Annotated in this window: 15 protein-coding genes and 2 tRNA genes; 9 read left to right on the top strand and 8 right to left on the bottom strand. The window is 71.9% G+C overall.

Annotation, left to right across the window (positions count from 1 at the left end; translation table 11 throughout):
* Positions 1-43: 43 nt before the first annotated feature.
* Positions 44-592: a PPA1309 family protein gene (locus CCN33_RS09445; RefSeq protein WP_086693132.1), complete on the bottom strand. Its 549-nt coding sequence runs from the start codon at positions 590-592 to the stop codon at positions 44-46.
* Between the two features lie 157 nt (positions 593-749).
* Here CCN33_RS09445 and CCN33_RS09440 point away from each other — a divergent pair, with 157 nt between their 5' ends.
* From CCN33_RS09440 to CCN33_RS09425, 4 genes are all read left to right on the top strand, one after another.
* A complete protein-coding gene (locus CCN33_RS09440; protein WP_244173737.1) occupies positions 750-3,626 on the top strand; it encodes a UPF0182 family membrane protein in 2,877 nt (958 codons plus the stop codon).
* Positions 3,627-3,669: 43 nt separating this feature from the next.
* Positions 3,670-3,743: transfer RNA gene (locus CCN33_RS09435), tRNA-Met, on the top strand.
* A gap of 205 nt (positions 3,744-3,948) precedes the next feature.
* Positions 3,949-5,781 (top strand): tetratricopeptide repeat protein, encoded by a 1,833-nt coding sequence (locus CCN33_RS09430; RefSeq protein ID WP_208621694.1) that lies wholly within the window; start codon positions 3,949-3,951, stop codon positions 5,779-5,781.
* 72 nt (positions 5,782-5,853) lie between these two features.
* A tRNA-Met gene (locus CCN33_RS09425) sits at positions 5,854-5,927 on the top strand.
* 64 nt (positions 5,928-5,991) lie between these two features.
* Here the strand turns inward: CCN33_RS09425 and CCN33_RS09420 are convergent.
* The 3 genes from CCN33_RS09420 to hisN all read right to left on the bottom strand — a co-directional run bounded on the left by CCN33_RS09420 (position 5,992) and on the right by hisN (position 7,875).
* Positions 5,992-6,408: a Fur family transcriptional regulator gene (locus CCN33_RS09420; protein ID WP_086693126.1), complete on the bottom strand. Its 417-nt coding sequence runs from the start codon at positions 6,406-6,408 to the stop codon at positions 5,992-5,994.
* Positions 6,409-6,504: 96 nt separating this feature from the next.
* The gene (locus CCN33_RS09415) at positions 6,505-6,882 is read right to left on the bottom strand and encodes a CBS domain-containing protein (RefSeq protein ID WP_244173736.1); all 378 of its coding nucleotides are present in this window, start codon (positions 6,880-6,882) and stop codon (positions 6,505-6,507) included.
* Between the two features lie 198 nt (positions 6,883-7,080).
* Entirely contained in the window at positions 7,081-7,875 is a 795-nt protein-coding gene (hisN, locus tag CCN33_RS09410) for a histidinol-phosphatase (protein ID WP_086693122.1), read from the bottom strand.
* Between the two features lie 164 nt (positions 7,876-8,039).
* Here hisN and CCN33_RS09405 point away from each other — a divergent pair, with 164 nt between their 5' ends.
* A complete protein-coding gene (locus CCN33_RS09405; protein WP_086693120.1) occupies positions 8,040-8,648 on the top strand; it encodes a TetR/AcrR family transcriptional regulator in 609 nt (202 codons plus the stop codon).
* A gap of 59 nt (positions 8,649-8,707) precedes the next feature.
* On the opposite strand, the gene CCN33_RS09400 is transcribed toward CCN33_RS09405, so the two are convergent.
* The 4 genes from CCN33_RS09400 to CCN33_RS09385 form a co-directional block, all read right to left on the bottom strand.
* Complete coding sequence (locus tag CCN33_RS09400; protein ID WP_086693118.1) at positions 8,708-9,031, bottom strand: DMT family transporter; 324 nt, start codon at positions 9,029-9,031, stop codon at positions 8,708-8,710.
* Between the two features lie 270 nt (positions 9,032-9,301).
* Positions 9,302-10,312 (bottom strand): ribosome small subunit-dependent GTPase A, encoded by a 1,011-nt coding sequence (gene rsgA, locus CCN33_RS09395; RefSeq protein WP_086693116.1) that lies wholly within the window; start codon positions 10,310-10,312, stop codon positions 9,302-9,304.
* A 16-nt stretch (positions 10,313-10,328) separates the two neighbouring features.
* The gene (aroA, locus tag CCN33_RS09390; protein ID WP_086693114.1) at positions 10,329-11,645 is read right to left on the bottom strand and encodes a 3-phosphoshikimate 1-carboxyvinyltransferase; all 1,317 of its coding nucleotides are present in this window, start codon (positions 11,643-11,645) and stop codon (positions 10,329-10,331) included.
* 61 nt (positions 11,646-11,706) lie between these two features.
* Positions 11,707-12,429 (bottom strand): M50 family metallopeptidase, encoded by a 723-nt coding sequence (locus CCN33_RS09385; protein ID WP_030807418.1) that lies wholly within the window; start codon positions 12,427-12,429, stop codon positions 11,707-11,709.
* A gap of 50 nt (positions 12,430-12,479) precedes the next feature.
* On the opposite strand from CCN33_RS09385, the gene CCN33_RS09380 reads away from it, so the two are divergent.
* The 4 genes from CCN33_RS09380 to rsrA all read left to right on the top strand — a co-directional run bounded on the left by CCN33_RS09380 (position 12,480) and on the right by rsrA (position 15,236).
* The gene (locus CCN33_RS09380) at positions 12,480-13,334 is read left to right on the top strand and encodes an SOS response-associated peptidase (RefSeq protein ID WP_086693112.1); all 855 of its coding nucleotides are present in this window, start codon (positions 12,480-12,482) and stop codon (positions 13,332-13,334) included.
* Between the two features lie 22 nt (positions 13,335-13,356).
* Entirely contained in the window at positions 13,357-13,983 is a 627-nt protein-coding gene (locus tag CCN33_RS09375) for an alpha/beta hydrolase family protein (protein WP_086693134.1), read from the top strand.
* A gap of 258 nt (positions 13,984-14,241) precedes the next feature.
* A complete protein-coding gene (gene sigR / locus CCN33_RS09370) occupies positions 14,242-14,937 on the top strand; it encodes an RNA polymerase sigma factor SigR (protein ID WP_030807427.1) in 696 nt (231 codons plus the stop codon).
* The gene (gene rsrA / locus CCN33_RS09365; RefSeq protein WP_086693108.1) at positions 14,934-15,236 is read left to right on the top strand and encodes a mycothiol system anti-sigma-R factor; all 303 of its coding nucleotides are present in this window, start codon (positions 14,934-14,936) and stop codon (positions 15,234-15,236) included. The genes sigR and rsrA overlap by 4 nt, the downstream gene beginning before the upstream one ends.
* The last annotated feature ends 75 nt before the right edge of the window (positions 15,237-15,311 follow it).

Genomic DNA, 15,311 nt, shown 5'->3' with positions numbered 1-15,311 from the left:
GGGGCGCCCCCGCGCGCGTGAGGCGGTACGCGAATCGGGCGGATCAGTCGGCGAACGTCGCCGCCAGCGCCTCCGCCAGCCCCGGCACCAGGTCCGGACCGGTCAGCACCTCGGTCGCCGCATCCTTCTCCCGCAGCCTGATCGCCGACTCGCGGTTGCCGTCGCGCAGCACCGCCACCGTCATCCGCACCTCCTGGCGCTCCGGACGCGCGGCCACCCACTTGGCCAGCTCGGCGTCGCCGAGCCCCTGCGGGACCTGTGTGTCGACGGACGACGGGAGCATCAGGCGCTCCACGGTGAGCGCGCAGCCGACCACCGCGTCCGGCCAGGCGATGGTGGCGAGGAACTCGTCGAGCGCCTTGTCGGCGGGCACCTCGTCCTGCTCGACCGGGGTGAAGCCGGTGGCGCCGGTCTCCTCGTCCAGGCCGAGCTGGGCCGCGAGAGAGGGTTCCTGGGTGCGCAGACGCGCGGTGTCGACGAGGGCGAAGAGGCGGGCCGGCTGGTCCCAGCCGAGGCCGGACGCGTACTCGTCGATCTCGAGTACGGCCCGGGTGAGCGGGCTCGCCGCCATGGGAGTGTTGGACATGGTCACAATCCTGCCTCGTTCCTGGCCGAAATCGGGAACCGAGTAAACCGTGAGTAAGTTGCATAGGTGGGGGCCCGCGATCACAGGGGGCCACCAAGGACCCGCGAACACGAGGGTCTGACGGATCGACAGCGACTTCGAGGTGCGCACCTTGGCTTTCCAGATGCCGGACCGCGGCGGAGGCCCGACGGGGCCACGGATCAGGGCGGGCCGTCCGTCCCGGCGGGTGAGGACCCTGCTCGTGACCCTGGGCGTCCTGGCCGCCCTCGGCATGGCCTTCACCATGTTCGCCGGCTTCTGGACGGACTGGCTCTGGTACCGGTCGGTGCACTACTCGTCGGTCTTCACCACCACCCTGTGGACGAAGATCGGGCTGTTCTTCGTCTTCGGTCTGCTGATGGCCCTCGCGGTGGGCTTCAACATCTGGCTCGCGCACCGGATGCGGCCCCCGCTGAGCGCCATGTCGATGGAGCAGCAGAGCCTCGACCGGTACCGGATGGGGATCGCGCCGTACAAGACCTGGCTGCTGCTCGCCGTCACCGCGCTGGTCGGCCTCATCGCCGGCGCCTCGGCGGCCGGGCAGTGGCGGGTCTGGCTGATGTGGGTCAACGGCGTGCCGTTCCACCAGAAGGACCCCCAGTTCCACCGGGACGTCTCCTTCTACGCCTTCGACCTGCCCTGGTACCGCTTCCTGCTCGCCTTCGGCTTCGCCACGGCCATCCTGTCGCTGATCGCCGCCGCGCTCACCCACTACCTGTACGGCGGACTGCGCGTCACCAGTCCCGGCTCGCGCGCCTCGGCCGCCGCGACCGGTCATCTCTCGGTGCTGCTCGGCGTCTTCGTCTCCCTCAAGGCCGTCGCCTACTGGCTCGACCGGTACGGACTGGCCGTGAAGTCCAGCGACTTCCGGGCGACCGGCAACTGGACGGGTCTGCGCTATGTGGACGCCAACGCCTATCTGCCCGCCAAGAACATCCTGTTCTTCATCGCCGTCATCTGCGCGCTGCTGTTCTTCGCCACCCTGTGGCGGCGCACCTGGCAGCTCCCCGTCATCGGCTTCGGCCTGATGGTGCTCTCCGCGGTCCTGATCGGCGGCCTCTACCCGGCCATCGTGCAGAAGTTCCAGGTCCAGCCCAACGAGCAGGCCAAGGAAGCCCCGTACGTCCAGAAGAACCTCAAGGCGACCCGCGAGGCGTACGGCATCGACCACACCCAGGTCAGCGAGTACTCCGGCAGGGCCGCGACGGAGGACAAGACCAAGCTGCGCGACCAGGTCGGCCAGACCGCCAGCATCCGCATCATGGACCCGAACGTGGTCTCGCCCACGTTCCAGCAGCTCCAGCAGATCCGGAACTACTACGGCTTCCCGACCAACCTGGACGTCGACCGGTACCCCACCAAGGACGGCAAGGAGCAGGACACCGTCCTCGGCCTGCGTGAGCTGAACCTGGGCGGCATCCCGAAGAACAACTGGATCAACGACCACTTCCGCTACACCCACGGCTACGGCGTGGTCGCCGCCAAGGGCACCGAGTCCGACGACAAGGGCCGCCCGGTCTTCACCGAGAAGAACCTGCCCTCCAAGGGCGACCTCGGCGAGTACCAGCAGCAGGTGTACTACGGCGAGAAGACCACCACGTACTCCATCGTCGGCGGTCCCCAGAAGGAGATCGACTACTCCGACGACGAGGGCGAGAAGACCACCAGCTACCAGGGAAAGAGCGGCGTCAATCTCGACAACCCGCTCAACCGGGCGGCGTACGCGGTGGCGTTCAACGAGCCGCAGATCCTCTACTCCGGGGCGATCGGCGACGGTTCGCGCATCCTGTACAACCGCACCCCCAAGGACCGCGTCGAGTCCGTCGCGCCCTGGCTGACCATCGACGGCGACGCCTACCCGGCCGTGGTGGACGGGCGCATCCAGTGGATCGTCGACGCCTACACGACCAGCAACGGCTACCCGTACGCCTCGCGCACCACGCTCGGCGACACCACGGCCGACTCGCTGACCGCGACCAACAACTCCCGTGCGGTGGTGGCCCAGCAGAACCAGGTCAACTACATCCGCAACTCGGTCAAGGCGACCGTCGACGCCTACACCGGTGACGTGAAGCTCTACCAGTGGGACTCCGCCGACCCGGTGCTCAAGACGTGGATGAAGGCGTTCCCGAACACGGTGAAGCCCCGCTCGGACATCAGCCCGGAGCTGATGGCCCATCTGCGGTACCCGCAGGACCTGTTCAAGGTCCAGCGCGAGCTGCTCACCCGCTACCACGTGACCAACGCGCAGACCTTCCTCAGCGGCAGCGAGGTGTGGCAGGTCCCGGACGACCCGTCCAACGACTCGCGCGACTCGGTCCCGCCGTACTACCTGAGCATGAAGATGCCGGACCAGAAGCAGCAGGTCTTCTCGCTGACGACGACCTTCACACCGAACGGCCGGGACAACCTGAGCGCGTTCATGGCCGTCGACTCCGATCCGCGCGCCAGCGACTACGGCAAGATCAGAATCCTGAAGCTGCCGACGAGCACCACGGTCGACGGCCCCAAGCAGGTGCAGAGCCAGTTCAACTCCGAACCGTCCATCGCGGAGACGATCAGCCTGCTGAGCCGGGGTCACTCCCAGGTGGAGTACGGCAACCTGCTGACCGTCCCCCTGGACGGCGGCCTGCTGTACGCGGAGCCGGTGTACGTGCGCGGCGGCACCCTGAAGTACCCGCTGCTGCGCAAGGTGCTGGTGACCTACGAGGGCCGGACCGCCTTCGAGGACACCCTGGACCAGGCGCTGGACAAGGTCTTCGGGGTCAAGGGCTCCAAGCCGCCGGAGTCCGGCACCACCGAGCCGCCGGCGTCCACCAACCCGACGGTCCGCCAGGCTCTCCAGGACGCCCAGAAGGCGTACGACGCGGGCCAGGAAGCCCTCAAGTCCGGCCCGGACTGGGACGCCTACGCCAAGGCCCAGAAGGACCTCCAGGACGCGCTCCGGAGGGCCGAGGACGCCCAGTCCGCGGCGGACAAGCCCCGGACCAGCGGCGACTGACCTGACCCGCCCCCGCGCCGTGCTAGAGTTGTGCACACAACGACGCGGGGTGGAGCAGCTCGGTAGCTCGCTGGGCTCATAACCCAGAGGTCGCAGGTTCAAATCCTGTCCCCGCTACTGAAAACGAAGGCCCGGATCTCATCGAGATCCGGGCCTTCGTGATGTGCGAACTCATGTGCTGTGTGTTCCATCGGCCGCGCCGCCGCCCGGAGTTGGGCCAACTGTGTTTGACTTGTCTCTCTGTGGGCATGTCGACAAAACGCTGAAGTGACCTCACGGGCTGCGGTACACCGGGTGTACCCAGGTTGCAGGTGGTGCGACGATGGACGTTATGGGGGACAAGGCAACTCTGTTCGAGACAGGGCGATTTGTGCAGCCTTCGGGTGAGGAACCGTCCCGCGACGTGGACGAGGTGGGGGAGGACGCCGAGGAGGTGCGCCTCGGAATGGCGGCGCGCACCGGCGACGCCGAGGCCGCCAGCATCCTCGGTGCCATGCTGCTGCGCCGCGGTGACCTCGACGCCGCCGAACCCCAGCTCCGTGCCGCCGCGTCCGCCGGTGACCGGCCCGCCGCCAACAACCTGGGCGTCCTGCTGCACCAGCGCGGGTACGCCGACGAGGCCGCCGACTGGTGGCGGATCGCCGCCGTCGCCGGCTCGGCGGCCGCGGCGCACGCGCTCGGCCGCCACCACCGCGAGCGCGGCGACGAACCCGCCGCCGAGTACTGGTTGCGCCAGTCCGCCGAGCAGGGCCATGTACTCGGCGCCTACGCCCTCGCCGACCTGCTGGAGCACCGCGGCGACTCCCGCTCCGCGTACTGGATGCGCGCCGCCGCCGAGCGCGGCCACCGCGAGGCCGCCTACCGGCTCGCCCGCTCCCTGGACGGCGGGGACGTCGAGCCCGGCATGGGCCGCGAGGAGGAGCCCGGTGCCACGAAGGCGTCCACCGAGGCCGAGCAGTGGTACCGCCAGGCCGCCGCACGCGGCCACCGCCGGGCCGCGCTGCACCTGGGCGCCATCCTGGAGAAGCGCGGCGAGCTGAAGGAGGCCGGCCGCTGGTACCTCACCTCGGCCAAGGACGGCGAGGCCCGCGCCGCCTGCGCGCTGGGCTTCCTGCTGCGCGACGCCGGGGACACCGAGAGCGCGGCCGTGTGGTGGCTGCGCGCCGCCCAGGACGGTGACGGCAACGCGGCCAACGCGCTGGGCGCCCTGCACGCCGAGCGCGGCGAGACCCAGACCGCCGAGCGCTGGTACCGGGCCGCGCTGGACGCCGGGGACGACAACGGCGCCTACAACCTCGGGCTGCTCTGCGCCGAGCAGGGCCGCACGGCCCAGGCCGAGCAGTGGTACCGGCGCGCCGCCTACGCCGGGCACCGGGAGGCGGCGAACGCGCTGGCCATCCTGTTGCTGCGGGGCGGCGACACCAGCGGCGCCGAGCCCTGGTTCTCCAAGGCCGCCGAGGCAGGCAGCGTGGACGCCGCGTTCAACCTGGGCATCCTGCACGCCGGCCGCGACACCGAGCGGGACGCCGAGGCCGCGGTGCGCTGGTACGAGCGGGCGGCCGCCGCCGGACACACCGAGGCCGCCCTCCAGGTCGGCATCGCCCGGCTGCGCGAGGGCGACGAGCAGACCGCCGAGCGCCATCTGCGGTGCGCGGCCGGGGGCGGCAGCGCGGAGGCCGCGTACCGGCTGGCCACCGTGCTGGACGCCCGCCGCCCGCCGGAGCCCGCACACGAGCTGGGCGAGAGCGTGCACGACAAGACCGAGTGCGAGGAGTGGTACGAGCGGGCGGCCGGCCAGGGGCACCGGCGCGCCCAGGTGCGGGTCGGCATGCTCGCGGCGGCGCGCGGTGACGTGGTCGAGGCGGCGCGCTGGTACCGGGCGGCCGCCGAGGCCGGGTCCCGCAACGGCGCCTTCAACCTGGGGCTGCTGCTGGCCCGCGAGGGCAGCGAGCCCGAGGCCGCCGTGTGGTGGACCCGGGCCGCCGACGCCGGGCACGGCCGGGCCGCGCTGCGCCTGGCCCTGGTGTACGCGCGCCGGGGCGAGCTGGCCGAGGGGCAGCGCTGGGCGGCCCGCGCGGTGGAACTGGGCCCGAAGGAGGTCGGCGAGCGGGCGGCCAGGCTGCGGGACGCGCTGCGCGAGGAGCTGTCGGCCTGAGCTGGGCGGACGGGGCGCGGGAGAATGGATTTGCCTCGGCGGCCGTGGGTCCCGTAGTGTCGTGTTCACCGACGCGGGGTGGAGCAGCTCGGTAGCTCGCTGGGCTCATAACCCAGAGGTCGCAGGTTCAAATCCTGTCCCCGCTACTGAAGGCTCAGGGCCGGAATCCGAATGGATTCCGGCCCTCAGTCGTGTGCCGGGGGGGCTTCGTCAGTCGGCGGCGCACTCCGGGCACAGACCCCGGTAGGTCACCTCGACGTCCGAGACGGCGAAGCCGAAGCGCTCGGTGTCGGGAAGGTCGGTGAGCGGGTCGCCGGTGGGATGCACGTCGCGGATCGCGCCGCAGCGGGAGCAGACCAGGTGATGGTGCGGGTGGTGCGCGTTGGGGTCGTACCGCTTGGCGCGGTGGTCCGTGCTGACCTCCAGCACCTCGCCGAGCGAGACCAGCTCGCCCAGGGTGTTGTAGACGGTCGCACGGGAGATCTCCGGCAGCTTCGCCACGGCGCGCGCGTGAACCTCGTCGGCCGTGAGGTGGACGTGCTCGCCGTCCAGCACCTCGGCCACCACTCGGCGCTGCGAGGTCAGCCGCCATCCGCGTCCACGCAGCCGGTCCAGAAGGTCACTCATGGCAGCCAGCGTAACAGCAGGCCGAACAGATCCCGAACAGGTGTGACTTTGGAATCCGAGCAGGGTTGGACACAGTCCAACCCTGCTGGAGGGGTTTCAGAGGGCGGGTTCCGGGGCGCGCGCCGGGGCCCAGCAGCGGATGATGTCGCGGACCGAGACGATGCCCGCGGGCTCGCCCCGGTCCAGCACGACCAGGTGCCGGAAGCCGCCGCGCGTCATGGCGCTCGCGGCCTCACGCAGGGTCCAGGCCGGGGCGGCGAAGACCACGGACGTGGTGGTGTGGGCCTGGGCGGACTCCGCGTCCGGGTCCTGGCCGAGGCCGACGGAGTTGAGGATGTCCCGCTCGGTGAGGATGCCGATGCCGCCCGCGTCCGGGTCGAGCACCACGGCGGCGCCGACCCGGCGGGCGGACATCAGGGCGGCGGCCTGGCGGAGGGTGTGGGCGGGGCCGATGGTGAGGACCACCGTGCTCATGGCGTCTCTGACGAGCGTGGGGGGTGATGCGGGGGCGGGAACGAGCATGGGCTTCAGCCACCTCCTGCGGAACCCGTGCCGCACAAGCACGGATTCACGAATTCACAAATGAGGGAGGCTTCAGCGTGACAGGTAAAAGGGAGGTCAACAAGAGGGCGCGCGTGGCCCGTCGAGGGCGCGCGGTGCCGGCGGGCGCGCTCAGTCGCCGAGGCGTCCCAGCAGCGCGTCGTGCAGCAGGCCGTTGGAGGCCGCCGCGTTGCCGCTGTGCGGGCCCGGACGGCCGTCGAGGCCGGTGAAGGTGCCGCCCGCCTCGGTGACGATGATCGCGTTGGCCGCCATGTCCCACAGCGACAGCTCCGGCTCCGCGCACATGTCCACCGAGCCCTCCGCCACCATCATGTAGGGCCAGAAGTCGCCGTACGCGCGCGTGCGCCACACCTCGCGGGACAGTTCCAGGAAGCCGTCGAGCCGGCCGCGCTCCTCCCAGCCGGTGAGCGAGGAGTAGGCGAAGGAGGCGTCGGCCAGGTCGCCCACCCCGGAGGCGTGGATACGGCTCGCCGCGGTCAGGCTGCGTCCGGTGAAGGCACCGTGGTCCTTCGCGGCCCACCAGCGGCGGCCCAGCGCGGGCGCCGAGACCAGGCCCACGACCGGGTGGAACCCGCCCGGCCCCGCCTCCATCAGCGAGATCAGGGTCGCCCACACCGGGACCCCGCGCACGTAGTTCTTGGTGCCGTCGATCGGGTCGATCACCCAGCGGCGCGGGCCCGAGCCCTCGGCGCCGTACTCCTCGCCGAGCACCGAGTCGCGGGGGCGGGCGCGCTGGAGGTGGTTGCGGATCAGCTCCTCGGCGGCCTTGTCCGCCTCGCTGACCGGCGTCATGTCCGGTTTCGTCTCGACCTTCAGGTCGAGGGCCTTGAAGCGCTCCATGGTGGTCGCGTCGGCGGCGTCGGCGAGGACATGGGCGAGGCGCAGATCGTCGAGATAGTCCGGCATGTGACGACCGTATCGGCCGCCGGTGTCCGGAGGCCACCAGGGGGAGCGCGGGCGCGGCGTACGGCGCGTCGGCCGAACCGCGCCCCCGGTACGCCCCCGGACCCTTGACAGCGCCGGTGGGCGAGTCAAATCTAAGCGCCACAGCTCGCCCCAGGGAGGCGAAGATGCCCGCAGCCCGCGAATCGCTGCTGGACGCCGCAGGCAGAGCACTGGCCCAGCGGCCGTGGTCGACGGTACGGATGGTCGACGTGGCGGCGGCCGCCGGAGTGTCCCGGCAGACGCTCTACAACGAGTTCGGCAGCAAGGACGGCCTGGCCCGGGCCCTGATGCGGCGCGAGGCCGACGGCTACCTCGCCGGTGTGGACCGCGCCCTCGCCGCCCACGCCGGCCCCCGCGACCGGCTCGCCGCCCTCGCCGAGTGGACCGCCACCGCCGCCCGCGGCAACGCGCTGGTACGGGCCATGCTCACCGGAAGCTGGACGGAGCGGCTCCCCGAGCCGGCCCGCTCCGGCCTGCCCTCCACCTCCACCGTGCCCGCGCAGCGCCGGGCCGACGGGCCGCTGCCCGCACCCGGAGACTTCCTGCGGATGGTGCGCGACCGGTCCGTGGCCGTCCTCGCCGCACCCGGCACCCCCGCCTCCGACACCGCCCGGCTGGCCTTCGCCTGCGAAGTAGCCCTCCGCCTCGGCCTGTCCTGCGTGGCGGCCCCGGCCGACGAGGGCGGCACGGCGGCGCTCGTCCACCACGCCCTGCACCGGGACTTCGAGAGCTAGGGCCTCTCGTTTGGATCTTGCCGGGCTCGCGGGGTCCGGCCTGATCCAAACGAAAGACCCTAGTGCGCCGACCCTGACAACTGGAGACCGATCACCCCGACGATCACCAGGGAGATGGAGACGATCTTCAGGGTGGAGACCAGGTCGCCGAGGAAGACCATGCCGTAGATCGCCGTGCCCGCCGCGCCGATGCCGGTCCACACCGCGTAGGCGGGGCCGACGTCGAGCTTCTTCAGGGCCAGGGTCAGCAGGCCGAAGCTGCCGAGGGCGAAGGAGGCGAAGGCGATGGTCGGCCAGAGCCGGGTGAATCCGTGGGACAGCTTCAGGCACACGGCGAAACCGGTTTCCAGAAGCCCGGCGACGATGACCAGCAGCCACGCCATGCGCTGTCCTCCCCTAGGGTCTGTCTTCCGGATCTTGCCGGGGTCGCGGGCCCTGGCACGCACATCTGCGGCGTTGTCGTCGGTTGCCGACGCTCCGCGTCGACGCCCTCCTCCGCCTTGCAGCCGCACGCACCAGACCCCGCTCGGGTCGGCTCGAAGGCACCGTCGGCCCGAGCCGGCCTGATCCGGAAGAAAGACCCTTGGTCCGGATCTCCGGCTCGGTGCGATTATGCACTTACCGAACCCGGGACCCCGCAAACCACGCGAGCCTCAGTCGCCCTCCCTGCGCTCCCTGGTCGCCAGCAGCCGGCGCAGCGAGTACAGCCGGGCCTGGCGCGCGTGCCCGTCAGCCACCCAGGCGTCCAGCGCGCAGTCCGGTTCGTCGTGGCTGCACGCGCGCGGGCAGCCGGCCGTCCCCGGCACCAGGTCCGGGAAGGCGTTGATCACCCGCGAGGGGTCGATGTGCGCCAGCCCGAAGGACCGCACGCCCGGTGTGTCGACCACCCAGCCGGTGCCGTCGCCGAGGGGGAGCGCCAGCGCGGAGGTCGTGGTGTGCCGGCCCCGGCCGGTCACCGCGTTGACGTGTCCCGTCGTACGCCGGAGATCCTCCGGCACCAGCGCGTTGACCAGGGTGGTCTTGCCGACCCCGGAGTGGCCGACGAACGCCGTCGTCCTCCCGTCCAGGTGCTCGCGGACCCGGTCGGCCGCGTCGCCGTTCTCCAGCTCCTCGCGGCTGGTCACCACGTAGGGGATGTCCAGGTCGCCGTACAGCTCCAGCAGCTTGTCCGGGGAGGCCAGGTCCGACTTGGTCATGACCAGCAGGGGCTCCAGGCCGCCGTCGAAGGCCGCGACCAGGCAGCGGTCGATCAGCCGGGGGCGGGGCTCGGGGTCCGCGAGGGCGGTGACGATGGCGAGCTGGTCGGCGTTGGCCACCACGACGCGCTCGTAGGGGTCGTCGTCGTCGGCGGTGCGGCGCAGCAGGGAGGAGCGGTCCCCGATGCGCACGATCCGCGCGAGGGTGTCCTTCTGGCCCGACAGGTCACCGACCAGCGAGACCCGGTCGCCCACCACGGCCGCCTTGCGGCCCAGCTCGCGGGCCTTCATGGCGGTGATCGTCCGCCCCTCGACCAGGCAGGTCAGCCGGCCCCGGTCGACGGTGAGGACCATGCCCTCCGCCGCGTCCTCGTGCTTGGGCCGGATATTGGTCCGCGGGCGGTTGCCCTTGCGGTTGGGACGCGTGCGGATGTCGTCCTCGTCGGTGTGCTTGCCGTAGCGGCGCATGATCTCGTCCCGCCCGTCAGTTACCGAGCATCCCGGCCCACAGCTCGGGGAAGTCCGGGAGGGTCTTCGCCGTCGTCGCCACGTTCTCGATCCGCACCCCCGGCACGGCCAGGCCGATGATCGCGCCCGCCGTCGCCATCCGGTGGTCGTCGTAGGTGTGGAACACGCCGCCGTGCAGCGGACGCGGGCGGATGTGCAGGCCGTCGGCGGTCTCGGTGACGTCGCCGCCGAGTTCGTTGATCTCCTTGGTGAGCGCGGCCAGCCGGTCCGTCTCGTGCAGCCGGAGGTGGGCCACACCCCGCAGGGTGGAGGGGGAGTCGGCGAGGGCGGCGACCGCGGCGATGCCGGGGGTCAGCTCGCCGACGTCGCCCAGGTCCACGTCGATGCCGTGCACCGCGCCGGTACCGGAGAACACCAGCCCGTACTCGGTCAGCTCGCAGGAGCCACCCATCTCGGTGAAGATCTCCCGCAGCCGGTCACCCGGCTGGGTGGTGCGCTCCGGCCAGTCCGGGATGGTCACCTTGCCCCCGGTGACCAGGGCGGCAGCGAGGAACGGCTGGGCGTTGGACAGGTCCGGCTCGACCGTCAGGTCCCGGCCCAGCAGCGCGCCCGGCGTCACCCGCCACACGTTCGGCTCGCCGCCGGACTCCGGGGTGTCGACCTGGGCGCCGACCGCGCGCAGCATGTCCACCGTCATCCGGATGTGGGGGAGCGAGGGCAGGGTCGCGCCGGTGTGGCGGACCTCCACGCCCTGGTTGAAGCGCGGCGCGGACAGCAGCAGCGCCGAGACGAACTGGGACGACGAGGACGCGTCGACCGACACCGGGCCGCCCTCCAGCGCCCCGCCGCCGTGCACGGTCAGCGGCAGCGCGCCCCGGCCGTCGTCGTCGATCCGGGCGCCCAGGACCCTGAGCGCGTCGATCACACCGTGCAGCGGGCGCTCGTAGGAGCGGGGGTCGCCGTCGAAGCGGACCGGCCCGTCGGCCAGCGCGGCGACCGGCGGCAGGAAGCGCATGACCGTGCCCGCGTTGCCGACGTCCACCGTGGCCGGACCGCGCAGCCCCGTCGGCAGCACCCGCCATGCCTCGCCGGAGCCGTCCGGGCCGACGCCCTCCTCGATCTCCACGCCCATCGCGCGCAGCGCCCCCGCCATCAGCAGGGTGTCCCGCGACCGCAGCGGACGGCGCAGCCAGCCCGGCTCTGAGGCGAGGGCGGCCAGCACCAGGGCCCGGTTGGTGACCGATTTGGAACCGGGCACGTGGACCGTCGCGTCGACGGCCCCCGTCGCGTGCGGGGCGGGCCAGAGGGCGGTGTGAGCGGGGTTCACGGTCATGCGCCCCACTTTAGTGGCTGGGACCGCACCCATTCCTTGATGGAAGCCGCCCGGCGGCGGCTCAGAGCCGCAGCAGCCACTGCCCGCCGCCGATCAGCGAGCACAGCGACACCGCGTGGAACAGGAACAGCCACAGCCCGGCCGGCACATGGGTGAGCCGGGACAACTGGTCCGCGTCCGAGTCCCCGGCGCCGCCCCGCCGGCGCTTGGCCTGCAGCTCGAAGGGCGGACGCACTCCGCCCAGCAGCAGGAACCACACCACCGCGTACGCGAACGCCGCCTGCACCTGCGGTCCGGCCAGCCACGACACGAGCAGGAAGGCCCCACCGGTCAGCACCACGGTCAGCACCCCATAGGCGTTGCGGATCATCACCAGCATCGCAAGCAGCAGGGCGGTCGCCACCCACAGCAGCAGGGTGATGCGCCCGGCGGCCAGCAGCGCGGCCCCGCCGAGCCCGAGCAGCGAGGGCGCGGTGTAGCCCGCGGCGGCCGTCAGGATCATGCCGAGCCCGTACGGCTTGCCCCGGCTGACCGTGAGGCCGCTGGTGTCGGAGTGCAGCCGTATACCGGTCAGCTTCCGGCCGGTGACGAGCGCGATCAGTCCGTGGCCCCCCTCGTGCGCGATGGTGATCGCGTTCCGGGCCACCCGCCACACCGGGTGCGGGGCGACCACGGCGAGCGCGGCGGCCAGGGTGGCCAGCACCACCCACAGGTCGGGACCGGGCTGGGTGCCGCTGAGCCGGTCCCAGAGGTCGGGCAGCGCGGTGGTCGTGTTGCTGTCCATGTCTGCGGGTGGCTCCCTGTCGTCGGACGGACTCTGGCACTGTGGCTGGTATGTGCGGACGGTATGCGGCCAGTCGTAGCCCAGAGGATCTCGCGGGAGTCTTCGACATCGAGGTGGGGGTCCCCCCTGCCCCCGCGGAAGGGGGTGACCGTACCCCGGAACCCGAGGAGACCCTGGCGCCGGACTACAACGTGGCCCCGACCAAGGAGGTCTACGCGGTCCTGGACCGTCCGCTGAAAGACGCCGCCGACCGGCGTCCGGTTCGCCAGCTGCGCCGGCTGAGGTGGGGACTGGTGCCGTCCTGGGCCAAGACGCCCGAGGGCGCCGCCCGGATGATCAACGCCCGCGCGGAGACCGTGCACGAGAAGCCGGCCTACCGCCGCGCCTTCGCCGCCCGCCGCTGCATCCTGCCCGCCGACGGCTACTACGAGTGGGTCACCGGGGAGCAGGAGCGCGATCTGGAGGTCGAGGGCAAGAAGAAGAGGGCGCGCAAGCAGCCGTACTTCGTGACCCCCGCCGACGGCTCGGTGTTCGCCATGGCCGGGCTGTACGAGTTCTGGCGGGACCGCACCCTGCCCGACGACCACCCCGGCGCCTGGTGGGCGACCTGCTCGGTGATCACCACCGAGGCCGAGCAGGGTCCGCTGGCCGTCGCCCCCGCCGAGGGCCCCGGCTCGCTCGCCGACATCCACCCCCGGATGCCCCTGATGCTGACCCCGGACCGCTGGGACGCCTGGCTGGACCCCGCCCGCACCGACCCCGAGGAGCTGCGGGAGCTGCTGGCCCCGCCGCCCGGGGGCCTGATGCGGGCCTACCCGGTGTCGACGGCCGTCAGCAACGTCCGCAACAACGGCCCGGAGCTGCTGAAGGAGCTGGAGGGGCCGGAGGAGGGCACACTCTTCTGACGTGAGCCCCACTTCCGCCGCTGTGAGCGAGACCGTCGAGACCGAGGCCGGGACCGCCCGCGTCACCTGGTACCACGCGCCCGAGCCCCGCCTCGTCCTGGCCGTCGGCCATGGCGCCGGCGGCGGCATCGAGGCCCGCGACCTCCAGGCGCTGGCCGGCGCCCTGCCCGCGCACGGGGTGAGCGTCGCCCTGGTCGAACAGCCGTGGCGGGTGGCGGGGCGCAAGGTCGCCCCGGCGCCGAAGACGCTGGACACCGGCTGGCGGGGCCTGTGGCCCGCGCTGACCCGGCCCGGCCTGCCGGTGATCTCCGGCGGCCGCAGCGCGGGCGCCCGCGTCGCCTGCCGCACCGCCACCGGGCTGGGCGCCCACGCGGTGCTCGCGCTGAGTTTCCCGCTGCACCCGCCGGGCAGGCCGGAGAAGTCCCGCGCCGGGGAACTGCTCGCCGCCGGGGTGCCCACGCTCGTCGTCCAGGGCGGGAACGACCCCTTCGGCCGCCCCGAGGAGTTCCCCGAGGGCGGCTTCGAGCTGGTCGAGGTGGCCTACGGGGACCACTCCTTCGCGGTGCCGAAGCGGGCCCCCGTGACGGGGGAGTCCGCGCTGGAGACCGTGACGGACGCCGTCACCAGGTGGGCCGCGTCACTCGGGTGACTCTCGGGAATGCCGGACGGGGCACCGCTGTTGTGCCGGACAGAAGTACTGGAGCGCCGGTGAGGCGTCGTCGCGGGAGAGGAAGTCAGCCGCATGGGTTCGACCGCATGTCCGAGTCGCAGCAGCCGTACTGACCTGGACTGGACGGTGCTGCACGCGGCCAAGACCGCTCCGATTCGAGCGGCGGCGGGTACGGGTCGTGTTCTATCCTCCGAAACGAGTGGGGTCGGTCTCGGCCTCGCGCGGGAACTTGAGGAGGTGGGTCCGGTCACCGGTACCGACGCAGGGGCCGGCAGCGGCCAGGCGGAGCAGCCCGAGGGCCAGGGCGTGAGCGCGGGGACGGGCGCGGAGAGCAGCACGGAGCGCAGCGCGCGCTTCGAGCGGGACGCGCTCGAATTCCTCGATCAGATGTATTCGGCCGCTCTGCGCATGACGCGCAACCCGGCCGACGCCGAGGACCTGGTGCAGGAGACGTATGCCAAGGCGTACGCCTCGTTCCACCAGTTCCGCGAAGGGACCAACCTCAAGGCGTGGCTGTACCGGATCCTCACCAACACCTTCATCAACTCGTACCGCAAGAAGCAGCGCGAACCGCAGCGCAGCGCGGCCGAGGAGATCGAGGACTGGCAGCTCGCGCGCGCCGAGTCGCACATGTCGACGGGGCTGCGCTCAGCGGAGTCCCAGGCGCTGGACCACCTCCCGGACTCGGACGTGAAGTCCGCGCTCCAGTCGATCCCCGAGGAGTTCCGCATCGCGGTCTACCTCGCGGACGTAGAGGGCTTTGCGTACAAGGAGATCGCGGACATCATGGGGACACCCATCGGTACGGTGATGTCCCGGCTGCACCGGGGCCGCCGCCAACTGCGCGGCATGCTGGAGGACTACGCGCGCGAGCGCGGCCTGGTCCCCGCGGGCGCCGGAGAGTCGAACGAAGCGAAAGGCTCGGGCTCATGAGCTGCGGAGAGCCGCACGAGACGAACTGCAGTGAGGTCCTCGACCATCTGTACGAGTTCCTTGACAGTGAGATGCCGGACGTCGACCGCGACAAGTTCCAGCACCACTTCGAGGAATGCCATCCGTGCCTGGAGAAGTACGGTCTGGAGCAGGCCGTCAAGAAGCTGGTCAAGCGGTGCTGCGGACACGACGACGTCCCCGCCGACCTGCGCGCCAAGGTCATGGGCCGGATCGAGCTCATCCGCTCCGGCGGCACCGTCCCCGAGCATGACGTGACCGCGGCCGCTGGCGAGAGCTGACCGCCGCTTCCGTCACCCGAACGTGCTAATCCCACCGCACTAGCCCCCGCGCTCCCCGTGCCCCGCCCTACGCTC

It is taken from the genome of Streptomyces recifensis, assembly GCF_002154615.1.
Taxonomy (GTDB): domain Bacteria; phylum Actinomycetota; class Actinomycetes; order Streptomycetales; family Streptomycetaceae; genus Streptomyces; species Streptomyces griseoluteus.
Note: the sequence above shows the minus strand (reverse complement) of the source record. Positions and strands in the feature narration are given on the sequence as shown.